Origin of the sequence: Streptomyces sp. NPDC048111 (assembly GCF_043202815.1) — a bacterium.
Lineage (GTDB): Bacteria > Actinomycetota > Actinomycetes > Streptomycetales > Streptomycetaceae > Streptomyces.
Genome location: NZ_JBIDBD010000024.1, coordinates 35140 through 55873, shown reverse-complemented (window position 1 = coordinate 55873; position 20734 = coordinate 35140). Strand labels below are relative to the sequence as shown.

24 protein-coding genes and 1 riboswitch are annotated in these 20734 nt (G+C 71.9%); of the genes, 8 read left to right on the top strand and 16 right to left on the bottom strand.

Annotated features, from left to right (window positions below; genetic code table 11):
• Positions 1-100 precede the first annotated feature (100 nt).
• Complete coding sequence (locus ACGF3I_RS27900) at positions 101-1294, bottom strand: methyltransferase domain-containing protein (protein WP_393136649.1); 1194 nt, start codon at positions 1292-1294, stop codon at positions 101-103.
• 3 nt (positions 1295-1297) lie between these two features.
• Positions 1298-1429, bottom strand: coding sequence for a hypothetical protein (locus ACGF3I_RS27895; protein ID WP_393136647.1), 132 nt, complete (start codon positions 1427-1429; stop codon positions 1298-1300).
• Positions 1430-1565: 136 nt separating this feature from the next.
• Here ACGF3I_RS27895 and ACGF3I_RS27890 point away from each other — a divergent pair, with 136 nt between their 5' ends.
• The 3 genes from ACGF3I_RS27890 to ACGF3I_RS27880 all read left to right on the top strand — a co-directional run bounded on the left by ACGF3I_RS27890 (position 1566) and on the right by ACGF3I_RS27880 (position 2520).
• Positions 1566-1739 (top strand): helix-turn-helix domain-containing protein, encoded by a 174-nt coding sequence (locus ACGF3I_RS27890; RefSeq protein ID WP_393136645.1) that lies wholly within the window; start codon positions 1566-1568, stop codon positions 1737-1739.
• Complete coding sequence (locus tag ACGF3I_RS27885; RefSeq protein ID WP_393136643.1) at positions 1736-1957, top strand: DUF397 domain-containing protein; 222 nt, start codon at positions 1736-1738, stop codon at positions 1955-1957. The genes ACGF3I_RS27890 and ACGF3I_RS27885 overlap by 4 nt, the downstream gene beginning before the upstream one ends.
• A gap of 68 nt (positions 1958-2025) precedes the next feature.
• Entirely contained in the window at positions 2026-2520 is a 495-nt protein-coding gene (locus ACGF3I_RS27880) for a type II toxin-antitoxin system PemK/MazF family toxin (protein WP_393136641.1), read from the top strand.
• 27 nt (positions 2521-2547) lie between these two features.
• Here ACGF3I_RS27880 and ACGF3I_RS27875 read toward each other — a convergent pair whose 3' ends face one another.
• From ACGF3I_RS27875 to clpS, 10 genes are all read right to left on the bottom strand, one after another.
• Positions 2548-3498, bottom strand: coding sequence for a PLP-dependent cysteine synthase family protein (locus ACGF3I_RS27875; protein WP_393136639.1), 951 nt, complete (start codon positions 3496-3498; stop codon positions 2548-2550).
• 1 nt (position 3499) lies between these two features.
• Positions 3500-3778 (bottom strand): MoaD/ThiS family protein, encoded by a 279-nt coding sequence (locus tag ACGF3I_RS27870; protein WP_393136637.1) that lies wholly within the window; start codon positions 3776-3778, stop codon positions 3500-3502.
• A gap of 109 nt (positions 3779-3887) precedes the next feature.
• A complete protein-coding gene (locus tag ACGF3I_RS27865) occupies positions 3888-4016 on the bottom strand; it encodes a putative leader peptide (protein WP_261710360.1) in 129 nt (42 codons plus the stop codon).
• A gap of 66 nt (positions 4017-4082) precedes the next feature.
• Entirely contained in the window at positions 4083-4910 is an 828-nt protein-coding gene (locus ACGF3I_RS27860) for an ABC transporter ATP-binding protein (protein WP_393136635.1), read from the bottom strand.
• Between the two features lie 34 nt (positions 4911-4944).
• Positions 4945-5973 carry a FecCD family ABC transporter permease gene (locus tag ACGF3I_RS27855; RefSeq protein WP_393136633.1) on the bottom strand — a complete coding sequence of 343 codons (1029 nt, stop codon included), beginning with the start codon at positions 5971-5973 and terminating at the stop codon, positions 4945-4947.
• Between the two features lie 37 nt (positions 5974-6010).
• A complete protein-coding gene (locus tag ACGF3I_RS27850) occupies positions 6011-6985 on the bottom strand; it encodes an ABC transporter substrate-binding protein (protein ID WP_393136631.1) in 975 nt (324 codons plus the stop codon).
• A 33-nt stretch (positions 6986-7018) separates the two neighbouring features.
• Positions 7019-7151, bottom strand: a riboswitch (cobalamin riboswitch).
• A gap of 56 nt (positions 7152-7207) precedes the next feature.
• Positions 7208-7630 carry a Mov34/MPN/PAD-1 family protein gene (locus ACGF3I_RS27845; protein WP_393136629.1) on the bottom strand — a complete coding sequence of 141 codons (423 nt, stop codon included), beginning with the start codon at positions 7628-7630 and terminating at the stop codon, positions 7208-7210.
• An 84-nt stretch (positions 7631-7714) separates the two neighbouring features.
• Positions 7715-9175 (bottom strand): amino acid permease, encoded by a 1461-nt coding sequence (locus tag ACGF3I_RS27840; protein WP_393136627.1) that lies wholly within the window; start codon positions 9173-9175, stop codon positions 7715-7717.
• Positions 9176-9493: 318 nt separating this feature from the next.
• Positions 9494-10075: a DUF2017 domain-containing protein gene (locus ACGF3I_RS27835; RefSeq protein WP_393136625.1), complete on the bottom strand. Its 582-nt coding sequence runs from the start codon at positions 10073-10075 to the stop codon at positions 9494-9496.
• A complete protein-coding gene (clpS, locus tag ACGF3I_RS27830) occupies positions 10075-10380 on the bottom strand; it encodes an ATP-dependent Clp protease adapter ClpS (protein ID WP_393136623.1) in 306 nt (101 codons plus the stop codon). The genes ACGF3I_RS27835 and clpS overlap by 1 nt, the downstream gene beginning before the upstream one ends.
• Before the next feature lie 274 nt (positions 10381-10654).
• Here clpS and ACGF3I_RS27825 point away from each other — a divergent pair, with 274 nt between their 5' ends.
• Both ACGF3I_RS27825 and ACGF3I_RS27820 read left to right on the top strand, forming a co-directional pair.
• The gene (locus ACGF3I_RS27825; protein WP_393136621.1) at positions 10655-11983 is read left to right on the top strand and encodes a nicotinate phosphoribosyltransferase; all 1329 of its coding nucleotides are present in this window, start codon (positions 10655-10657) and stop codon (positions 11981-11983) included.
• A 124-nt stretch (positions 11984-12107) separates the two neighbouring features.
• Positions 12108-12695, top strand: a complete 588-nt coding sequence (locus tag ACGF3I_RS27820) for an isochorismatase family protein (RefSeq protein WP_393136619.1) — start codon at positions 12108-12110, stop codon at positions 12693-12695.
• 46 nt (positions 12696-12741) lie between these two features.
• Here ACGF3I_RS27820 and ACGF3I_RS27815 read toward each other — a convergent pair whose 3' ends face one another.
• Both ACGF3I_RS27815 and ACGF3I_RS27810 read right to left on the bottom strand, forming a co-directional pair.
• Positions 12742-13041, bottom strand: coding sequence for a hypothetical protein (locus ACGF3I_RS27815; protein WP_359005042.1), 300 nt, complete (start codon positions 13039-13041; stop codon positions 12742-12744).
• A gap of 135 nt (positions 13042-13176) precedes the next feature.
• Positions 13177-15567, bottom strand: coding sequence for an immune inhibitor A domain-containing protein (locus ACGF3I_RS27810; RefSeq protein WP_393136618.1), 2391 nt, complete (start codon positions 15565-15567; stop codon positions 13177-13179).
• Between the two features lie 419 nt (positions 15568-15986).
• Here ACGF3I_RS27810 and ACGF3I_RS27805 point away from each other — a divergent pair, with 419 nt between their 5' ends.
• Entirely contained in the window at positions 15987-16322 is a 336-nt protein-coding gene (locus ACGF3I_RS27805) for a hypothetical protein (protein WP_393136616.1), read from the top strand.
• Here the strand turns inward: ACGF3I_RS27805 and ACGF3I_RS27800 are convergent.
• Together ACGF3I_RS27800 and ACGF3I_RS27795 are read right to left on the bottom strand one after the other, a co-directional pair.
• Complete coding sequence (locus ACGF3I_RS27800) at positions 16308-17090, bottom strand: RDD family protein (RefSeq protein ID WP_393136614.1); 783 nt, start codon at positions 17088-17090, stop codon at positions 16308-16310. The two genes, ACGF3I_RS27805 and ACGF3I_RS27800, sit on opposite strands and share 15 nt — an antisense overlap.
• Positions 17091-17171: 81 nt before the next feature.
• On the bottom strand, positions 17172-18623 hold the full coding sequence (locus tag ACGF3I_RS27795; RefSeq protein WP_393136612.1) for an RDD family protein: 1452 nt from the start codon (positions 18621-18623) through the stop codon (positions 17172-17174).
• Positions 18624-18899: 276 nt separating this feature from the next.
• On the opposite strand from ACGF3I_RS27795, the gene ACGF3I_RS27790 reads away from it, so the two are divergent.
• Together ACGF3I_RS27790 and ACGF3I_RS27785 are read left to right on the top strand one after the other, a co-directional pair.
• On the top strand, positions 18900-20087 hold the full coding sequence (locus ACGF3I_RS27790) for a glycosyltransferase family 39 protein (protein ID WP_393136610.1): 1188 nt from the start codon (positions 18900-18902) through the stop codon (positions 20085-20087).
• A gap of 158 nt (positions 20088-20245) precedes the next feature.
• Entirely contained in the window at positions 20246-20734 is a 489-nt protein-coding gene (locus tag ACGF3I_RS27785; protein ID WP_393136608.1) for an SsgA family sporulation/cell division regulator, read from the top strand.

The window sequence follows — 20734 nt, the reverse complement described above, 5'->3', positions numbered from 1 at the left end:
GGGCGAAGTCACCGCCAAGACCACTCTTCCCCCGTACCGGCGTGGGCGCAGGTGTGCGGCCGTGCGGCCGGGGCGGAGTGGGGCCCGGACGGGGGTTCGATCAGGAGGGCGGGCCAGGGGCGCGGTTCAGTACGTGGTGCGGGTCGTCGAGCCAGACCCTCTGTCCGGCACGGTCGACCGACAGGCCGAAGCGGTCGAAGCCCGGCCGCCCGTGCGCCTCCCACCACCGGTGCGCCGCCGCCACCTCGTCCCAGAGCCGGCGGGGGCCGGACTGCCACACGCGGGAGGTGCGTGCCTCCCGGAACTGGACGCACGCCCATGAGCGGTCGGACAGCCCGTAGAACCAGACGGCGCGGGTGCCCGCATCCCGTGCACCCGCCACGCGTACACAGTCGGGTACGCGCAGGCCGAGCGCGAAGTCCCGCGGGCTGAACCGGCCGATCGGGAACTGCTCTTCCGTGACCGTGCTGGACGACTCCTCGCCGTCGGCCACCGTGCCCGCGACGTAGGCGCCGTGGGGTACGTCCGGCTGCCGCTGGGCGCGGAGCTTCATGAATTCGACGGGCCCCCTGAAGCGGCCCGACGCGCTGTCGCCGTGCTCCGACACGACCAGTCGGACCAGCGCGTCGCCATTGCCGAAGTGCGTTCCCCAGGGGGCCACGACGATGCCGCCCGGCCGGGACTGCTCCACCCACGGGTAGGGGACGGACCGGAGCCCGCAGGTGGCGATGATCCGGTCGTACGGTGCGGCCTCCGGACAGCCCCGCGCACCGTCGCCGTGCACCACGCGCACCGGCAGGCCGAAGCGGGCGAGAGCGGACCGGGCGGCTGCCGCCACGGCGTCGTCCACTTCGACGGTGACGACGTGAGCGGCCCCCACCCGCCGAGCGAGCAGCGCGGCGTTCCAGCCGGTGCCGGTGCCGATCTCCAGTACCCGGCATCCCGGCCGCACGTCCAGGTCGCGGAGCATGGCCGTCACCACGCTCGGCATGGAGGCCGAGCTCGTCGGGACGTGCCCGGGTGCGGTGCCGGAGTGCACGCCGTCGTCCCACTGGGTCACGATCGGCACGTCGGCATCGGCGTACCGGTTCCAGCGCTCCGGGTCCGCGCGTCGGGACACCGGGACGCTCCGGCCCGTCTCCATGTCGAACGGCCACATCAGGTCGAGCAGGAACGCCGCGCGCGGGACCGAGGCGAACGCGGGTGCCCAGTCCGGGGCGAGCACGCCCGCGGCCGTGAGGACGCGCCCCAGCTCGGCGTGGCCGGGGCGCGTCCGGTGTGCGTCGGGGACCACGGGTCAGGCGTCCTTCGGCGGGTTGGGGACTCCGGGGCCGCCGTCGGGGGTGGGCGGCTGATGGGGTCCGGGGTAGGGCTCGCCCGGGAGTCCGTCGCCACCGGTGGCCGGGGCGGTGTGCGGTGCGGTGTGCATGTGCCCAGCACACCACGTCCCCGCCGCACTTGAACTCCTTGAACGCGAAGGTTCAAGTCCCGTCACTGGTATCACAGTTGAGCCGATTCCATCGTGGGAGGTCGTGCGCGCGAACGAAGAGTCGGAACCTCAGGACATGAATCCGCTTCAAGTCTTCGGCAGTGATCTGGGAGAGATCCGGAGGGCCAGGAAGATCACCATGAAGGCTCTCGGGCTGGCCGTCGGTTACAGCGAGTCGTACGTCAGCAAGGTCGAAGCGGGGCAGGTCAAACCGAGCCCCGGATTCGTGGTCGAGGAGTACCACACATGAGCAGCACCCACGGTCCGGGGACGATATGGATCACGTCGTCCTACAGCGACGGCCAGGGCGGCAACTGCCTCCAGTGGGCCCCCGTATACGCGACGTCCACCGGCGTCGTCCCGGTGCGGGACAGCAAGGTTCCTGAGGGGCCGGGGCTGAGGGTGTCGGCCGGTGCGTGGGCCGCCTTCGTGGGCGGGGTCAAGGGGGCTGGTTCCGCGGCCCTCTGAGGCCCGCCCGGCGGCGCACCCAGCACGCCGAGCGCTCCCCTCGGCGGCCGGGACGGTACCGTCGGGGCATGGACACGTCGTGGTGGCTGGCGCTGGGAGCCGTGGTGGGGCTCGCGTTCGTCGCCGCCCTCGTGGACGGGCGGGGGCGCTCTCGGCGCGGGCCGCGCCGTCCCGGCGGGCGGACCCGGCCGCCGACCCGGCCCGCCGAGACCGGCCGGACTCCCGGGCGGGCTCAGCGCGGCGCCGGGGCGCGGCTGCCGCAGGCCGGGGAGATCTGGTGGGCGCAGGTGCCCTTCGAGGACGTTCCGGGCGGCAAGGACCGGCCGTGTCTGGTGCTGCGGGTGCGGGGCGACGCGGTGACCGTCGCGAAGATCACCAGCAAGTACCACGACGAGCGGCCCGGGGTGATCCCGCTGCCCCCGGGCACCGTGGCCGACGCGCACGGACGGCCGAGCTTCCTGGAGACCGACGAGCTGCGCGAGATGGGGACCGGGGCGTTCCGCCGCCGGGTGGGGATGGTCGACCCGGCCCTGTGGGACCAGGTGCGTCACCTGGCGGGGTGACGCTCCCGGTCCCGCACCAAGGGGGCGTCAAGCCCAGAGCTGGCCGTGCAGGGTTTCGATGGCCGCCTCGGTCGTCGGGGCGGTGTAGACGCCGGTCGACAGGTACTTCCAGCCGCCGTCGGCGACGACGAAGACGATGTCGGCGGGGGTGCCCGCCTTGACCGCCTTCCTGCCGACGCCGATCGCCGCGTGCAGCGCCGCGCCCGTGGAGACGCCCGCGAAGATCCCCTCCTGCTGGAGGAGTTCACGGGTGCGGGTGACCGCGTCGGCCGAGCCGACCGAGAAGCGGGTGGTCAGGACGGAGGCGTCGTACAGCTCGGGCACGAAGCCCTCGTCGAGGTTGCGCAGCCCGTACACCAGGTCGTCGTAGCGCGGCTCGGCCGCGACCACCTGGATGCCGGGGACGTTCTCGCGCAGGTAGCGGCCGACGCCCATCAGCGTTCCGGTGGTGCCGAGGCCCGCCACGAAGTGCGTGATGGAGGGCAGGTCGGCGAGGATCTCGGGGCCGGTGGTGGCGTAGTGGGCGCCCGCGTTGTCCGGGTTCCCGTACTGGTAGAGCATCACCCAGGACGGGTTCTGCGCGGCCAGCTCCTTGGCGACCCGCACCGCCGTGTTGGAGCCCCCCGCCGCCGGGGACGAGACGATCTCGGCGCCCCACATCGCGAGCAGGTCGCGGCGCTCCTGCGAGGTGTTCTCGGGCATCACGCAGACGATGCGGTAGCCCTTGAGCTTCGCGGCCATGGCGAGCGAGATGCCGGTGTTGCCGCTGGTGGGTTCGAGAATGGTGCAGCCCGGCGTCAACCGGCCGTCCTTCTCGGCCTGTTCGACCATGTGGAGGGCCGGCCGGTCCTTGATGGAGCCGGTCGGGTTGCGGTCCTCCAGCTTGGCCCAGATCCGTACGTCGTCCGACGGGGACAGGCGCGGGAGGCGGACCAGCGGGGTGTTGCCGACCGCGGCGAGCGGGGAGTCGTAGCGCATGTCAGACGCGGCCGCCCGCGACGGCGGGCAGGATCGTGACGTTGTCGCCGTCGGCCAGCTGGGTGTTGATGCCGTCGAGGAAGCGGACGTCCTCGTCGTTGAGGTACACGTTCACGAAGCGGCGCAGGTTGTCGCCGTCGACGATGCGCTCGCGGATGCCGGTGTGGCGGGCGTCGAGGTCGTTGAACAGGTCGGCGAGGGTGGCACCGCTGCCCTCGACGGCCTTGGCGCCGTCGGTGTAGGTGCGGAGGATGGTCGGGATGCGGACCTCGATGGCCATGGCGTGGGCTCCTGATCGGAAGGAAGAGGCAGGGGGCGCGGCTCGGACTCGGGTCCGCGCGCCGCACGCCGGGGGCGTGCGGTGGTGCTTCGGTGCGGGGCGCGCGGCGTCAGAGCGCGGCTGCGCGGGCCGTACAGATCGCGCTGGCGAGACGGCACAGGTCGACGTGCAGCCGCGCCACGAGCAGCAGGGCGGGGCCACTGCTCGGCGTCTTGTCGCTCACGTCGTTCGAAACCATGGGGTCATCGTATAGATTCCCGGCCCGCTTCCCGGAATGTGATCTCGCATCATGGACGGATCTTGCTCAGGATGTGGTCGCACGGGGTTCGGGCCGGGCCCCGGACGCGGTCGTGGCGCGGTCGGGCGGCAGGTAGACCACGGTGGGAGCGCCGGTCGCCGGGTGGATGCCCACCTCGGCGTTCACCCCGTACACCGCCGCGAGGAGCTCGGCCGTCAGGACCTCGGCGGGTGCTCCGGCGGCGACGATCCGGCCGCCGTCCAGGACGCAGATGCGGTCGCAGTAGTACGCGGCGAGGTTCAGGTCGTGCAGTGCGAGCAGGTTGGTGGTGCCCAACTCCCTTATCAGGGACAGGACTTCGAGCTGGTAGCGGATGTCGAGGTGGTTGGTCGGCTCGTCCAGGACGACGACGTCCGGCTCCTGGACCAGGGCCCGGGCCACCAGGGCACGCTGGCGCTCGCCGCCGGACAGCGACGGGAAGGGCCGCCCGGCGAGGCCGGCGATGCCGACGCGGGCCAGCGCCTCGCGCACCAGGGCGTCGTCGGCGGCGGTGTCGGCCTCCCAGAAGCGGTGGTGCGGGGAGCGGCCCATGGCGACGATCTCGCGGACGGTGAGCTCGATGCCGGCGGCGCCGGAGTCCTGCGGGACGGTGGCGATGCGGCGGGCGCGGGCCCTGGCCGGCAGCGCGTGCAGATCGGCGCCGTCGAGCAGGACGCGTCCCGCGGTGGGGCGCAGGGTGGCGTAGACGCAGCGCAGCAGGGTGGTCTTGCCGCTGCCGTTGGGGCCGACCAGGCCGACGGTCTCGCCGGGGGCGGCCTCCAGGGTGATGTCGCGGAGCAGGGTCCGGCCCTGGGGGGTGGTGTAGGTCAGGGCGTCGGTGCGCAGGGTCGTCATGCGGGGCTGCCTTCCGCGCGGGCGCGCAGGGTCGTCATGCCGGGCCGCCTTCCGCGCGGGCGTCCCGGCCGCGCAGCATCCACAGGAAGAACGGGCCGCCGGTGAGGGCGGTGAGGACGCCGACGGGGATGTCGCGCGGGGCCGCCACGGTGCGGGCCGCGAGGTCGGCCAGGACGAGGAAGCCGGCGCCGCCGAGGGCCGCGACCGGCAGCAGGGTGCGGTGGGCGGCGCCGACGGCCATCCGGGCGGCGTGCGGCACCATCAGGCCGACGAAGCCGATGGCCCCGGTGTACGCGACGAGGACGCCGGTGAGCAGCGAGGCGAGCACGAAGACGCCCGCGCGGAAGCGACCGGTGTCGAGGCCGAGCACGGTGGCGCCCTCCTCGCCGACGAGCAGCAGGTCGAGCGGGCGGGCCAGGGCGATCAGGGCGAGGGTGCCGAGGCCCAGGGTCGCGGCGGGCAGGGCGAGCATGTCCCAGCGGGCGCCGCCGAGCCCGCCGAGCGTCCAGTGCAGGACTTCCTGGACGTGTTCGGCGCTCGCGGAGGTGACCAGGATGAGGCTGGTGAGGGCGGACAGGACGTAGGAGACGGCGACCCCGGCGAGGACGAGGCGGCCTCCGGTGAGCGAGCCCGCGCGCCGGGCCAGCGCGTACACGACGACGAGCGCGGCCAGGGCCCCCGCGAAGGCGGCGGCGGGCAGGGCCACGGTGGTGGCGACCCCCGCCCCCACGCCGAGGACGATCACGGCGACGGCCCCGGCGGAGGCGCCGCTGGAGACGCCGAGCAGGAAGGGGTCGGCGAGCGGGTTGCGCACGAGGGCCTGGAGCACGGTGCCGATGACGGCGAGGCCCGCCCCGGTGACCGCCCCCAGCACGACGCGGGGCGCCCTGACCTCAAGGACGATCGTGCGGTACGGGGAGGGCCCGGCGGCACCGGTGACGATGTCGAGCACCTGCCCGGTCGGAATCCGCACCGAGCCGAGCGCGAGCCCGGCGGTGGCGGCGGCCAGCAGCACGAGGCCGAGCGCGGCGAGCAGCCCGGCGTAGCGCAGCCGCCCGGTCACGTCCGGGTCCCTTCCTCGGCGGCGCCGTCCGCCGACCTCACTGCCCGGCCCCCGCCCGCAGCTGCGCCGCCAGTTTCGTCACTGCGCCGGGTGCGCGGACGCCCGTGACCATGTCGGACAGGGGCAGCACCGCGAAGCTGTCGTTCTTGACGGCGGGGACGGAGGCGAGGGCCGGGTCGTCGCGCAGGCGCTTCTTCTTCGCCTCCACGCTCGTGCCGCCGTAGTCCAGGATCAGGATGGTCCGGGGGGCGCGGGCCACCACGTTCTCCCAGCTCGCGTCACCGAAGGAGGCGCCCTTGAGGTCGTCGGCGAACACGTTGCGACCGCCGGCCCGCCGCACGATGTCGTTGCCGATGCCCTTGCCGCCGACGGTGAACGCCGTCTTGTCGCCGCTGTCGTAGACGAAGACGGGGACGGGCGCCCCGCCCGTGGGGGTCGCCTTCGCGTTGGTGGCCTCGGCCTCCTTCACCCATGCCTCGGCCCGCTCGGGCACCCCGAAGGTGCGGCCGACCTCGCGGACCTCCTGGTACACGTCGTCCATCGTGGTGGCCGGGCCCTTGGGGCAGTTCTCCACGTTGAGGCGGGTCTTGATGCCGCTCTTGGCGAGTGCCTCGCGACCGCGGCCCTCGCCGGCGGCGAACGCCGAGGCGTAACCGCCGTAGACGTAGTCCGGGTTGGCGGCCAGGAGCTTTTCGTAGGAGGGGTACTGGGCGGCCAGGACCGGGACGGAGCGGTAGTCGGCCGCGTACCGCGGCAGGACCGCGTCGTCCAGGTAGGCCGTGCCGGCCAGGGACTTGGCGAGGCCGAGGGCGAGCATCACCTCGGTGGCGTGCTGGTTCATCGTCACGGCCCGCTTCGGGGGCTCGGTGAACGTGGTCGTCACCCCGCAGTTGGTGACGGTGTACGGAAAGCCGGGCGCGGTGGCGCGGGCGGCCTCGGGCTCGGCCCGCGTGGTGCACGAGGCGAGCGGGAACAGCAGGGCGGCGGCCAGGGCCGCGCGGCGCCAGGACATGGCTGAGCTCCTCCAAGGGGATTTCCACGTCCCCTGTCGTCGGGAGAAGGCGGCAGGTCAGTTCCTGGCTCCCGGCTCCGCGGCGCGCGCGGAGCCGGTCACAGTGGCGGGACCGTGCCGGATTCGCACCGGCTTCCTGGGTCCTACCGCCCGTTGATCATGTGCGTGGTCGATCGTGTGCGTCTCCGGACAGTATGCGCGATCTCCGGGCCCCGGTATCCCTCAGTAGGCCTCTACGACCCTTACGTCTTCCTCCGTGATCACACCGTCCACGATGCGGTACGAGCGGAACTGGAACTCGCCGGCCCCGTCCGTGTCCGCGGTGGAGACCAGGACGTAGTGGGCGCCCGGCTCGTTCGCGTACGTCACGTCGGTGCGCGAGGGGTAGGCCTCGGTGGCGGTGTGGGAGTGGTAGACGATCACCGGCTCCTCGTCGCGGTCGTCCATCTCGCGGTAGAGCTTCAGCAGGTCCTGCGAGTCGAACTCGTAGAACGTGGGCGAGCGCGCCGCGTTCAGCATCGGGACGAAGCGCTCGGCGCGGCCGGTGCCCGCCGGGCCCGCGACCACACCGCACGCCTCGTCGGGGTGGTCGGCGCGGGCGTGCGCCACGAGCTGGTCGTACAGGGCCTGGGTGATGGTCAGCATGCGGCAAGGATAAGCAGACGGGCCGTTCCGTATCGAAGGACGATACGGAACGGCCCGCATGGTGAGAAGCGGCAGGTCAGCGCATCAGCTGCGCTTGGCGAACGCCTTGTTCTCGGGGTTCTTGGCCTTGAGGACCAGGTAGGAGACCCCGAGGATCAGGCCCCACAGCGGCGCGCAGTACAGCGAGACGCGGGAGTCCTTGTCGACGCCCATCATCACGATGACCAGGAAGATGAAGATGAGCGCGAACCAGCTGGTCCAGGGGGCGCCCGGGGCGCGGAAGCTGGACTGCGGGAGCTCGCCCCGGTCGGACTTGGCGCGGTAGCGGATCTGGCAGACCAGGATCATGATCCAGGCCCACATGCCGGAGATCGTGGCGAAGGAGACCACATAGGTAAAGGCCTTGCCGGGGGCAACGTAGTTGATCCAGACACCGACCAGCATGAGCGCCGCGGAGACCGTGGTGCCGACCAGCGGGGTGCCGCTCTTGGTGAGCTTGGTCAGGACCTTCGGGCCCTGGCCGTTGAGCGCGAGGTCGCGCAGCATGCGGCCGGTGGAGTACATGCCCGAGTTGCAGGAGGACAGCGCGGCGGTCAGGACGACGAAGTTGACGATGCCGGCGCCGATACCGAGGCCCATCTTCTGGAAGGCGGCGACGAAGGGGCTCACGTCCGGGGTGAACTCGTGCCACGGGACGACCGAAAGGATCATGACCAGGGCGCCGATGTAGAAGACGGCGATGCGCCACGGGACGGTGTTGATGGCCTTCGGCAGCGTCTTCTCGGGGTCCTTGGACTCGCCCGCGGTCACACCGACCAGCTCGACGGCGAGGAAGGCGAACATCACGATCTGCAGGGTCATCAGCGTGCCGCCGATGCCCTTGGGGAAGAAGCCGTGGTCGTTCCACAGGTTGGCGACGGTGGCGGTGTCCGCCGCGTCCGAGAAGCCGACGGTCAGGATGCCGGCGCAGATCAGGATCATGCCGACGATGGCGGTCACCTTGACCATGGAGAACCAGAACTCCAGCTCACCGAAGAGCTTCACGGAGATGAGGTTCACGGCGTAGAGGATCAGCGTGAAGATCAGGGCGTAGACCCATTGCGGGATGCTGCCATGTGTCCAATAGGACATGTACTGGGCGGCCGCGGTGACTTCGGTGATGCCGGTGACGACCCAGAAGAGCCAGTACGTCCAGCCGGTCACATAGCCCCAGAACGGCCCGACGAACTCACGGGCGTACTCCGAGAAGGAGCCCGACACCGGGCGGTACATGAGCAGCTCGCCGAGGGCGCGCATGATGAAGAAGATGACGACGCCCGCGATGGCATACGCCAGGATGAGGCTGGGGCCGGCTTTGGAAATACCCTTGCCCGCGCCGAGGAACAGGCCGGTGCCGATGGCACCGCCGATCGCGATCATCTGGATCTGCCGGGCCCCGAGGCCCCGCTGGTATCCCTCGCCCGAGCCTTCGCTCGCGTGGGCGGTCCCCGCGGCCTCATTGCCGGCAGGACGGTCTCCGTGCTGGTCGACCTGCGCTGAGGTCATGGTGGTGCGCCTTTCTCCATGCTGACCCGTCCGCCTCGTCACGAAGCGACGGATCAGGTCCTGATCCCCCCGGATGTGGATGGAGTGCCACCGGCGGTCTGCCGGTCGAAGCGCCCCCGGGAACATGGGTGGCGTCCCCGGGTGGTCGTGAAGATTTATCACGGCCTTATGGGTGATCCCCAGCGGGTGGTGTGACACACAGCACAGGAAGAAGCGGACAAACGTCCGTCAATATGACAATGCAGGTCGATGTGGTGACGGGATCGTTATACGGATTTGAGCGTCCGCTGAGCGAACAGCCCCGCAGCGGCCGATCCGTCAGGCCATCAGGGTGTCGATCAGTGTTTCCTGCAGCACACCGAGCCACAGATACGCCATCACCATCGGCTTGCGCGGGTCCTCGTCCGGCAGCCGGTAGAGCTCGCCGCCCTCGTCCTCGTCGGTGATGTCGAGCCGGGTCGCGATGGTCAGGCGCAGGTCGTTGAGCGCGCCCAGCCAGTGCGGGGAGTCCTCGGCGGTCAGCTTCAGGACGGCCCCGCCGTCACCCCTGGGGGTCAGCGCGTCGAGGCCGTGGACGACCGCGAGGGCGTCGGTGCGCTTGCGGGTCCGCAGGTCGTTCTCGGTGAAACGCCTGAACTCGGCCGATTTCGCGCGCAGTTCCTCGCTCTCCTCGCTCGCGTACGCCTCGGGGAAGAGGCGCGCGAGCGCCGGGTCGGCGGGCGGCTCGCTCGGGCCCTCGGCGAACAGCGCGGCCAGCGGGTCCTCGTCCTCGGCCGGCTCGTCGCCCGGGCCGATGAGTTCGAGCAGCTGGACGGCGAGCGAACGCAGGATGGCGATCTCGATCTCGTCGAGCGCGACGGCCGCGCCGCCGCCGGGCAGCGCCTCGAAGTGCCCGGCCATCAGCCGCGGTCCTGGGTGAGGGTGGCCCACAGGCCGTAGCCGTGCATCGCCTGCACGTCGCGTTCCATCTCCTCGCGGCTGCCGCTGGAGACCACGGCCCGTCCCTTGTGGTGCACGTCGAGCATCAGCTTGTGGGCCTTGTCCTTCGAGTAGCCGAAGTAGGTCTGGAAGACGTACTGCACATAGCTCATCAGGTTGACGGGGTCGTTGTGGACGAGCGTCACCCAGGGCACGTCGGGCTCGGCGACGGGCAGGCTCGACTCCGCCGACTCGGGGCGTTCGATCTCTACGGGGGCAACGCTCACGACTCTGGGCGACCTTCGTCTCTTCTGCCGGGGATCCGGGGGTCGGCCCCGGCGGACACCTGCCTGCCGGGGGCCCGGGGCAACTCCCCCGGGCATCACCGCCACGGCCTCCATGCTGCCACCCGGGGCGGGGCATCGCACAAACGGACCCTAGAAATCGTCAGAGTGACGAGTATTCGGGGTAGCATCCCTCCAGGCCCCGGTCCTGGGGCCGGTTCCCGGATCCACGGCCGGCGTGCGCCCGGCCCGGACGAACGCGCGAAGGTGGCTCGCTGTGAATGCTGCGGACCTTGGGCTCCCGGTGGACGTGCCGTCGACCGCGCTCTTCACCGACCAGTACGAGTTCACGATGCTGCAGGCCGCCCTGAAGGCCGGCACGGCCGAGCGGCGCTCGGTCTTCGAGGTCTTCACCCGCCGCCTGCCCGAGGGCCGCCGCTACGGCGTGGTGGGCGGCACCGGACGCGTCCTGGACGCGGTCGAGAACTTCCGCTTCGACGCGGGTGTCCTCGGCTTCCTGCGCGACCACGACATCGTGGACGAGCCGACCCTGCGCTGGCTCTCCTCCTACCGCTTCAGCGGGGACATCTGGGGCTACCCCGAGGGCGAGGTCTACTTCCCCGGCTCCCCGATCCTGCGCGTCGAGGGCTCCTTCGCGGAGTGCGTCCTCCTGGAGACGGTGATCCTCTCGATCCTCAACCACGACTCCGCAATCGCCGCCGCCGCCTCCCGGATGTCCTCCGCGGCCGGCGGGCGCCCGCTGATCGAGATGGGCGCCCGGCGCACCCACGAACTGTCCGCGGTCGCCTCCTCGCGCGCCGCCTACGTCGGCGGCTTCAGCTCCACCTCCGACCTGGCGGCCGGCTTCCGCTACGGCATCCCCACCGTCGGCACCAGCGCCCACGCCTTCACCCTGCTGCACGACAGCGAGCGCGACGCCTTCCGCGCCCAGGTCGACTCGCTCGGCCGCGGCACGACCCTGCTGGTGGACACCTACGACGTGGCCGAGGCCGTACGCACCGCCGTCGAGATCGCCGGGCCCGAGCTCGGCGCCGTCCGCATCGACTCCGGCGACCTGCTCCTGGTCGCCCACCGGGTGCGCCAGCAGCTCGACGAGCTGGGCGCCACCGGCACCCGGATCGTGGTCACCTCCGACCTCGACGAGTACGCCATCGCCTCGCTCGCGGCGGCCCCCGTGGACGCGTACGGGGTCGGCACCCAGCTGGTCACCGGCTCCGGGCACCCCACGTGCTCGATGGTCTACAAGCTGGTGGCCCGGGCCCAGTCCGCCGACGTGCGGGCGCCGCTGGTCCCGGTCGCCAAGAAGTCGCTCGGCGCGAAGTCCTCGGTCGGCGGCCGCAAGTGGGCCGCCCGCCGCTCGGACGCGTACGGGATCGCCGAGGCGGAGGTCATCGGGACCGGCGCCGTGCCGGCCTCGCTCGCCGACGCCCAGCTCCTGGTCGAGCTGGTGAAGGGCGGCACCGTGGTGGCCCGCGAGCCGCTGGATTCCGCCCGCGAGCGGCACCAGGAGGCGCTGGCCGCGCTGCCGATGTCCGCGGGCCAGCTCTCGCGCGGCGAGCCGGTCATCCCGACCGAGTACGTCTGAGCCGCGTGCGCGAGGCCGCACGGCGCGATTCCGCCCCCGTTTGCCCCCTGCCGTGCGCCTCGCGAAGTCTCTACGCTCGAAGAACGGCCCTGCCCCGGGGCCCGCAGACCGAAGGAAAGACGCCATGCACCGCGCCTTGATCGTCGTGGACGTCCAGAACGACTTCTGTGAGGGCGGCTCCCTCGCGGTCGCGGGCGGCTCGGACGTCGCCGCCGCCATCACCGACCTGGTGGGCCAGGCGGCCGGGTCCGCCTACCGTCACGTCGTGGCCACCCGGGACCACCACATCGACCCGGGCCCCCACTTCTCCGACACCCCGGACTTCGAGCACTCCTGGCCGCCGCACTGCGTGGCCGGCACCGAGGGCGTGGGCTTCCACCCCAACTTCGCACCCGCGGTCGCCAGCGGCGCCATCGACGCGGTCTTCGACAAGGGTGCCCACGCCGCCGCCTACAGCGGCTTCGAGGGGCTCGACGAGAACGGGCTCTCGCTCGCGGACTGGCTGCGCGCCCGGCAGGTCGCCGAGGTCGACGTGGTGGGCATCGCCACCGACCACTGCGTACGGGCCACCGCCCTGGACGCGGTGCGCGCCGGGTTCGCCACGCACGTCCTGCTCGACCTGACGGCCGGGGTGGCCGAGCGCACCACCGCGCTGGCCCTGGAGGAGATGCGGGCGGCCGGCGTCGAGCTGTCCGGCAAGCCCGTGGCGTAGCCGACCGCGGCCGGGGCGGGGCCCGCGGGCCCCGGAGGCGGGGCGGCTACCTCAGGAGCGCCCTTATCGGGTGCCAGAGCTCTTCGGTGGTCTCCGGGGCCGTGCGCCACAGCAGGCCGTCGGGGTGGTGCAGCACGGCCGTGATCTCGTCCAGGGTCGGCGGCTCGGTCTGGCCGCGCAGATAGACCGCGCGCAGACCCAGGTTGCGCAGCCGGGTCAGGGCCCGGGCGCGGTTCACGGCGTGCACCAGGACGCGCACGTCGCTGCCCGGCGCGGCCGGGTTCGGCAGCGTGAGCGCGACGACCACGCTGCCGCCTGGCAGCTTGCAGAAACCTCCGCCGGGCATGCCGGACCACTCCCCCTGGAAGACGACGCGTTGGACCCGCTGTCAATAAGGACTCGTAGGACGCACCTAAACACGATCGGCCGCCGCCCGCTAGAGGGCGACGGCCGATCATGGTTTGACCTGCGGTTTTGACAATTACTTGATCGACGAACCGACCTTCACGGTGACCGTCGAGCCGTCGAGCGGCTGGTTGACGATCGAGATCCGGGTCTTGGTGTCAGGAACCTTGACGCTCCCGGTCGGGTTCTCGGCGTACCAGTAGGTGCCGTGGTGGTCGTCGAAGATCGGCACGCCCATCTGGGAGTTGATCTTCGTGGCCACGTCCGCGTTGTGCAGCGTGAAGCTGTCCGTGGGGTACCAGCTGAACGGCGCGTCGAACGGCTGGACCTTGTTGCGGAGCAGCGTCCCGTTGGACCACTTGAGCGGCTTGGCGTGGGCGTCGATCGGCAGGATCAGGCCCTGGCCGGGGTGGGCCGAGACGTTGTTGTCCTTCTGGGAGGTGTCCCAGAGCCAGATGAGCAGACCCTTCTGGTACGGGTAGTGCTCGACCCAGCTCGGACGGGTCTTGGAGAAGCCGAAGTTGTACGGGCCGACCTTGAGGGTCGAGTCGAACGAGACGTACTGGCGGTTCTCCGCGATGTAGTACTGCGGGTAGTCGTTGGTGAAGGACTCGCCGATGCGGGTGAAGTTCTTCGCCGTCCAGCCGTTGTCGTCGCCCTCGGCGCCGTCGGTGACCACGGCGGTGCCGTCGGCGGTGACGGTGATCGCGTCGGCCGTGAAGCCCTTGCCGCCCGCGCCGCCGTCCGTCTGGTAGCGGAAGCGGAGCTGGATCTTCTGACCGGCGTACGCGTCGAGCGGGTACGACAGCTTCTGGTACGCGCCCGAGGCGTCCGTCAGGGCCGGCTTGTCGCTGGAGTCGCGCGTGATGGCCTTGCCGTTGGCGGTGCCGTCGATGGCGTTCCAGCTGGCGCCGTTGTCGGTGGAGACCTCGGTGTAGAGGTAGTCGTAGTCCTTCTCGATGTCCCACCAGCCCGAAAGGTCGAGGGACGCCTTGGACTTGCCGGTCAGGTCGACCGAGCGGGTCAGGGTGTTGTTGAGGTTGTCACCCATGCCGCTCCACCACTGCTTCGTGCCCTCGGCGGGCTTCACGACGGTGGTGGTGACTTCCTTCTTCGGCAGCTCGACGACGAGCGCCTGCTTGTCCTTGGTGTTGTACTCCGAGACGCCCAGCTTGACCGTCTTGTCCGTACCGGCCTTCACCGTCTCGGCGTTGAGCCAGCCGAGCTGCAGCTTGTCCCAGGCGGTCATGTCGCCGGGCATGTCGCCGATGGAGTCCTTGCCGGTGCCGAGCCAGGAGCCGGCCGACATCAGGGACCAGAAACCGACCGAGTTCTCGGCGGTGTTGGTGGTGTCGTAGAGGTCCGGCAGACCCAGGTCGTGGCCGTACTCGTGCGCGAAGACACCGAGGCCGCCGTTCTCCGGCTGCATCGTGTAGTCGCCGACCCACATCCCGGTGTCGCCGATCTGGGTGCCGCCGGCCTTGTTGTTGGCCGGGCCGGTCTTGCCCGCGTCGGTGCCGTAGGCGTACCAGCGGTGCGCCCACAGGGCGTTGGTCGCCTGGGCGCCGCCGCCCGCCGACTCGTCCTCGCCGGCGTGCACGATCTGGAAGTGATCGATGTAGCCGTCGGGCTCGTTGAAGTTGCCGTTGTTGTTGTAGTCGTTGCGGTCCCACTGGTCGTACTGACCGAGGACGGCCTTGATCTGCGCGTCCGTCTGGTTTTTGGCCTTCTGGTCGGCGACCCAGGCGTTGACACCGTCGCGGACGGTGTCCCACACGTTGGCGCAGTTGGTCTGGCCGCAGTAGTTGGAGCCGTAACGGGCCTCGTTGTACGGGATCTTGACCCAGTCGGTGACCTGGCCGTCGACCGAGTAGCGGCCCGAGGACGTCTTCTCGTAGTACGTCTTCAGCGAGTTCACGCCCTGGCCGGTACCGAAGTACAGGTCCTGGAAGTGCTTCTGGTTGTAATCGGCCTGCCAGGCGGTCGAGTTGTCCTTCGCCCGGTCCGGCTTGGCTATCTGGTTGTGGGCCGGGCCGGGGGTGCCCCCGTACTTCGGCTGCGGCGGCTTGGGGCCGTCCGGGCCGTCCGGGTCGTACATGGTGGTGTTGTCGACCTGGTCGCCGAACTCCACCAGGATCGTGAAGATCTTGTCGGTCTTCTCGCGGCCGAGCTCGACGTACTTGTTGTCGTCGAGCTTGACGACGTCGGAAGCACCGCGCTTCTCGACCTTCTTCTTGCCGGAGATCACCTGCTCCAGCGCCGCCTGGCGCTGCTGGGCCTGCTGGTCGCTGAACGGGCCCTTGAGGTTGTGCTCCTGGCCGCTGGCCCTCGACGGGTCCTGGCGCTGAATGGGCGCCGGGGCCTTCGAATCGGCCTGGGCGGTGGCGTATGCCGAGCCCGTGGCGCCGGCCGTGGCGAGAGCCACGAGCACGGCGGCGGCTCTGGCCGCCCTCCTGCTGCTGGTCACTTGACGATTTCCTCCCCCGCGGCCGGCACGAACCGGGGGGTGAGGGGCTGGTTCCGGTGCTCGACACGCGTCTCAAGTGACGACATTGGACCGGAGTTGCCAAAGAAAAGACAGATCTTGACTTGCTCGTGCCAAGTACATTATGCAGAAGACGAGTTCCGCTATCCGAACGTGACGAATGTGCTAACAGACCGGGACAACAGGTGCGCACATCTCGGCATGTGGACAGCAGAGTTTTGTGGAATGACTCCGTGCGCCCCCCGTGCATCGGCACCGTGGGTTAGGTCACGCTTACCAACAGTTCCCCTCGGGCATGGACCGTCGTAGAGTCGCTTGGCAGTGCGACCCGGTGGTCAGGCCCACCGGTCGAGAACGGTCGAGAGGCTCCCCCTATCCGAACCCTGAGGACGGATACCGCCATGCCGCATCCCACTGCCGCACAGCTCTCCTACGGTTCGGCCACCGTCGTCTTCTCGACCGTCGCCATGCTGCTGCTCTCCCGCACCGAGTCCGGTGTCGGGGTGGCGGTCATCGTCCTCGCCGCCCTCCTGCTCGGCCTGCTCGTGGCCGTCACGGTCCCCATGCCGCAGGCCCGCCGGGCACGCGCCGACGCCAACGCCGACGGCCGCACGGCCCCGGCCGCTGGTGCGGTACCGGTGGACCGTGCGGCCGTCGGCGAGACCTCCGGCGCGGCGCGGGTGCCCGCTCCGCGCGTACGGCGGGCGGCCACGCGCGAGCACTCACTGCGTGGTTGAGACCACCACCGTCTTGCCGGCCTTGTCGTGCCAGCCCTGCCGGTAGGGCTTGTCCGCCACGATCGTGATGGCCAGGACGATGTCCCACAGGCAGTAGCAGCACAGCACGAACGGCGCCCACAGCACGGCGGCCCGGGCGAGCGCCGCGTTGGTGGTGGGCACACTGCCGTCGTTGAGCATCGCGACGCGCAGCCCCAGCCACTTCTTGCCCAGCGTCTGGCCCGACTTGGACACCATCACGGTGTCGTAGCCGATGTAGACGACCAGCGTGATCAGCAGCCACAGCAGCCCGCTGCCGGAGTACGCCTTGCTGATCACCTCGCTCCCGGAATCACCGTTGTCCGAGGTGGAGATGACGACCCGGTTGCTGGTCGCCCACTCGATCAGGCCGAGCGGCACCGCGATGATGAGGAAGTCGATGAAGCGGGCCAGGAACCGCCGGCCGTACTCGGCGAGCGGCGGCATCCCGGCCAGCGGGTCGACGCCGCCGTACTGGCCCCCGTAGGGGTCCGACGGGGGCGGCGGCGCGCTGCCGTACGGCGAGCCGCCACCGGGGGGAGGCGGCCCGCCGTACGGGCCCTGGCCCTGGCCCGGAGGCGGGGGCGGGGTGCCGTACGGGCCCGCGCCATAAGGGGAGTCACCGGGCGGCGGCCCCGCGGGCGGCTGGGCGCCACCGTAGGGCGAACCGCTCGGCGGAGGCTCTGACGGCTTCTTGAGGAACGGGTCGTCCTCGGGCGGCTGACCGGGCGGCGGCTGATCGGTGCTCATGCCGGTAGTGCACCGCGCGCGCGGCGCCCCCGCGAGCCGGGGCGCGCCGTTCGGGGGACGCCGCGCCCGACCGCGCCGGCGTCAGTCCCCGGCGACGAAGGTGTGGGCCGCCTTGTCGTGCCAGCACTGGCGCCACGGCCGGTCGAACAGGCACCACAGCACGTTGACCACGCCCACCACGAGCAGCCCGAGCACCCCGTAGACGAGCCAGCGGCGCGCCGCCTGGCCGAACGTGGGCGGCTCGTACGACTCGATGCCGCGCACCTGCACCCCGCACAGCCGCTTGCCCAGCGTGCGGCCCCACTTGGCGGTCGGCAGGGCCTCGTAGAGCAGGCCGAGCACCAGGAAGGCGCCGAGCACGATGCCGAGGAAGCCGGCGGTGGTGCCGTCGAGGAGGTAGACGGTCACCGTCCTGCCCGACAGCTTCGCCGCGTCGATCTTCTCCTGGACGTGGTCGGTGGCCCGGGCCAGGAGCGGTACGGCGATGCCTCCGACGAGCGCGCCGAGCAGCACCGTGTCGACGAGCCGCGCGATCAGCCGCCTGCCGAGCCCGGCGGGCCTGGCCTCGGCCTGCGCCTGCACCGCCTGGAGGAACGGGTCGAGCACCGGGGGCTTCCACGGCACCACCGGTTCCTGACTCTGCGGATCGGGCTGCGCGAGCCGGTGCACCTGCTGCGCCCAGGACGCGGCCCCTCCCCCGGCCCCCGAACTCATCGGAGCCCCGGGCGCCTCCCCCCTGGCCTGCCCGGGGACCTGCTGGCCGGGGACCTGCTGGCCGGGCTGCGGTTGTACGGGCTGGTGCGGCTGAACCGGCTGCGGCTGTACGGCCTGCTGCGGCTGAGCCGGCTGCGCGTGAGCCTGCTGCGCGTGAGCCTGCTGCGGGTGACCCGGCTGGGGCTGTACGGGCTGGGGCTGCACGGGCGGGGCCGGGGTGCGGGCGGCGGAGTGGAGGTCGTCCGCGCGCCCGGTGGCCCCCGCCCGGAACGGGTCGGCGGGGGACGGCAGTTGGGCCCGCGCGGGGGCGGGCTCGACGGCGGGCTGCGGGGTCGCCGGCCGGACGTCCGGGGGCTGCGGGCCCGCGGGCTCCGCGCGGCGGGGGTCGGGCAGGCTGCGCGGATCGGGCGCCCCGGGCAGCCCGCGCGGATCGACCGGCCGGCCCCAGGAGACCCGGCGGTCCTGGTCGGAGCCGAAGCCGGACTGGTGGGCCGCGTCCGCGTGCCAGGCGGGCTGCTGCTGCGCGGAGGCACCCTGCGCCGGCGGATCGGCGGCGCCGGGCTCGTCGAGGAAGACCGGGCCCGTCTCCTCCGCGGTGGCGGCCGGGAGCGGCGGCGCGGCGGCGAGTGAGGGGCCCGGGGCGGGAGCGGCACCCGGCGGCGGGCTGGGCGGCGCCTCACCCGCGGCGGGAGCGGGCCGGCTCGTGCCGGGCACCCAGGAGACCCCGTTCCAGTACCGGACATAACCCGGAATGGAGGGATCCGGGTAATACCCTTCCCGGGCTACGCTCCCGCCGTCGTCAGGAGGAACCGTCGCCATGTCCCCAACTCCGTTCCGATCCAGCACAGTTGATGTCTGCCGCGGTGCGCCGGCCGGGCCGGGCACCGGCCGTCCGCTTCCGCTTGTCCCAGGAGGACATTAACGAAGAACGCGCGGCCGGTAGGAGGAAGCCGTGCAGGAGGCCCGCGGACGAGCGATGCCGGGCCGTGCCGCGGTCCCCGGTCCTGGCCGCACGGCGGGGTCGCCCCGTTGCGTACAGTCGTGGCGGATCGAACTGGTGCACCCGGCCCGGCCGGTCAGGAAGGCGAGTGGGGAATGCGCGTGAGGGACGGCCGGACCGGCCACGACGGACCGGTGACCCGTACCTCCCCGCCGGCGCCGCTCCCCGGCCCGACGAGATCCCCGCTGCGGGGTGTCTGGACGGCCGTCGGTGCGTTCGCGGCGATTCGCGCGCTCGGTCTGCTCGTGCTCGCCCTGTGGTCGCGCGCCGCGGGCACCGACGCCCATGCGCTGCTCTCCGCCCGCTGGGACTCGCTCTGGTACGCCCGGGTCGTCGAGTCCGGATACGACTTCACGCTGACCGCCCCCGACGGCCGGGTCCTGTCCGACCTCGCGTTCTTCCCGCTGCTGCCCTGGCTGGAACGGGCCCTATCGGCGGTGACCCCGCTCGGGCCCGGTGACGCCGGCCTCGTCGTGAGCGCCCTCGCCGGGCTCTTCGCCGCCTGGGGCATGTACCTGCTGGGCCATCACCTGTACGGCCACCGGGCGGGGCTCCTCCTCGTGGTGCTGTGGGCCGCGGTCCCGGTCGGGATCGTGCAGTCCATGGCCTACAGCGAGGCCCTCTTCGCGGCGCTCAGCGCCTGGGCGCTGTACGCGGTCCTGCGGCGCCGCTGGATCGAGGCCGGGCTGCTGGCCTCCCTCGCCGGGCTCACCCGCCCGGTGGGCCTCGCGGTGGCCGCCGCGCTGTGGGCGGCGGCGGCCGTGGAGGCGCGGCGCACCCGGCGCGCGGACGCACGGATGCTGACGGGGGCGGTGCTCGCGCCGCTCGGCGCGGCGGGCTACGTGCTGTGGGTCGGGGCGCGGCGCGGCAGTCCGCTGGCCTATCTCGACGTACAGGCCGAATGGGGCAACGGCTTCGACGGGGGCCTGGCCTACGGGAAGTTCATCGTGGCCCACCTCGGCGGCTGGTCCGTGGCGCCGGCCGGGCTCGGGCTCGTCGCGGGCACCGCGCTCGCGCTCTGGGCGTACGTGCTGTGTGTGCGCGGGCGCCAGCCGCTGCCGCTGCTCGTGTTCACCGGCATCGTGATGGCCCTGGCGCTGTGCTCCTCCGGCTACTTCGGTTCCAAGCCCCGTCTGCTGCTCTCGGCCTTCCCGCTGCTGCTTCCGGCGGCGCTCGCGCTGTCGCGGGTGCGCGCGGCGCGGGCGGTGGCGGTGGTGGCCGTGCTCGCGGCGGGCTCCGCGGTGTACGGGGCGAGCTGGCTCAACGGCTCGGGCCCGCCGTGAGCGGCCGGGGCCCGCGCGGCACCCGCTGAAAAATCTTCCCGAAGTCGCGTAATGGCGGCGCGGGAACGCGCTCTCACCCTGTACGGCCCCTCCAGGGGCCGCGTACCGCAGGCACGTACACGTACCTGACGCCGTCGTACAGGAAGAGAAGAGGCCCCATGAACGCCGTCGTGGAACGCGAGCTGGAACTCAAGCTGGTGCTGTCGCCCGAGCGCAGCATCCCGGTGCCGGCCCGGCTCACCTATCGCACCGGCGACCCGTACGCCGTGCACATCATCTTCCACATCGGGTCCGACACCCCGGTGCACTGGACGTTCGCCCGCGAGCTCCTGGTCGAGGGGGTGTTCAGGCCGTGCGGGCACGGGGACGTGCGGATCTGGCCGACGAAGGTGGAGGGCCGCAGCGTGATCCTGATGGCGCTCAGCTCCCCCGACGGCGACGCGCTGCTCGAAGCGCCCGCGGCCCAGGTCTCGGCGTGGCTGGAGCGGACGCTGCGCGCGGTGCCGCCGGGCTCGGAGACCGAGCAGCTCGGCATCGACGACGGCCTCGCCGAGCTGCTCGCCACCGCGGGCCGGGCCGGGGCCGACGACCTGTGGCTGCGCGACCCCTGGCCCTCGGACGAGTCCCGGCCCGAGGAGGGGGCGTGA

What these genes read in the sequence shown, in the direction of transcription:
- ACGF3I_RS27895 (WP_393136647.1), bottom strand. Translation starts at nt 1,429, where the DNA reads ATGCACACCGCACCGCACACCGCCCCGGCCACCGGTGGCGACGGACTC.
- ACGF3I_RS27890 (WP_393136645.1), top strand. Translation starts at nt 1,566, where the DNA reads ATGAATCCGCTTCAAGTCTTCGGCAGTGATCTGGGAGAGATCCGGAGG.
- ACGF3I_RS27885 (WP_393136643.1), top strand. Translation starts at nt 1,736, where the DNA reads ATGAGCAGCACCCACGGTCCGGGGACGATATGGATCACGTCGTCCTAC.
- ACGF3I_RS27880 (WP_393136641.1), top strand. Translation starts at nt 2,026, where the DNA reads ATGGACACGTCGTGGTGGCTGGCGCTGGGAGCCGTGGTGGGGCTCGCG.
- ACGF3I_RS27875 (WP_393136639.1), bottom strand. Translation starts at nt 3,498, where the DNA reads ATGCGCTACGACTCCCCGCTCGCCGCGGTCGGCAACACCCCGCTGGTC.
- ACGF3I_RS27870 (WP_393136637.1), bottom strand. Translation starts at nt 3,778, where the DNA reads ATGGCCATCGAGGTCCGCATCCCGACCATCCTCCGCACCTACACCGAC.
- ACGF3I_RS27865 (WP_261710360.1), bottom strand. Translation starts at nt 4,016, where the DNA reads ATGGTTTCGAACGACGTGAGCGACAAGACGCCGAGCAGTGGCCCCGCC.
- ACGF3I_RS27860 (WP_393136635.1), bottom strand. Translation starts at nt 4,910, where the DNA reads ATGACGACCCTGCGCACCGACGCCCTGACCTACACCACCCCCCAGGGC.
- ACGF3I_RS27850 (WP_393136631.1), bottom strand. Translation starts at nt 6,985, where the DNA reads ATGTCCTGGCGCCGCGCGGCCCTGGCCGCCGCCCTGCTGTTCCCGCTC.
- ACGF3I_RS27845 (WP_393136629.1), bottom strand. Translation starts at nt 7,630, where the DNA reads ATGCTGACCATCACCCAGGCCCTGTACGACCAGCTCGTGGCGCACGCC.
- ACGF3I_RS27840 (WP_393136627.1), bottom strand. Translation starts at nt 9,175, where the DNA reads ATGACCTCAGCGCAGGTCGACCAGCACGGAGACCGTCCTGCCGGCAAT.
- ACGF3I_RS27835 (WP_393136625.1), bottom strand. Translation starts at nt 10,075, where the DNA reads ATGGCCGGGCACTTCGAGGCGCTGCCCGGCGGCGGCGCGGCCGTCGCG.
- ACGF3I_RS27820 (WP_393136619.1), top strand. Translation starts at nt 12,108, where the DNA reads ATGCACCGCGCCTTGATCGTCGTGGACGTCCAGAACGACTTCTGTGAG.
- ACGF3I_RS27815 (WP_359005042.1), bottom strand. Translation starts at nt 13,041, where the DNA reads ATGCCCGGCGGAGGTTTCTGCAAGCTGCCAGGCGGCAGCGTGGTCGTC.
- ACGF3I_RS27805 (WP_393136616.1), top strand. Translation starts at nt 15,987, where the DNA reads ATGCCGCATCCCACTGCCGCACAGCTCTCCTACGGTTCGGCCACCGTC.
- ACGF3I_RS27800 (WP_393136614.1), bottom strand. Translation starts at nt 17,090, where the DNA reads ATGAGCACCGATCAGCCGCCGCCCGGTCAGCCGCCCGAGGACGACCCG.
- ACGF3I_RS27795 (WP_393136612.1), bottom strand. Translation starts at nt 18,623, where the DNA reads ATGGCGACGGTTCCTCCTGACGACGGCGGGAGCGTAGCCCGGGAAGGG.
- ACGF3I_RS27790 (WP_393136610.1), top strand. Translation starts at nt 18,900, where the DNA reads ATGCGCGTGAGGGACGGCCGGACCGGCCACGACGGACCGGTGACCCGT.
- ACGF3I_RS27785 (WP_393136608.1), top strand. Translation starts at nt 20,246, where the DNA reads ATGAACGCCGTCGTGGAACGCGAGCTGGAACTCAAGCTGGTGCTGTCG.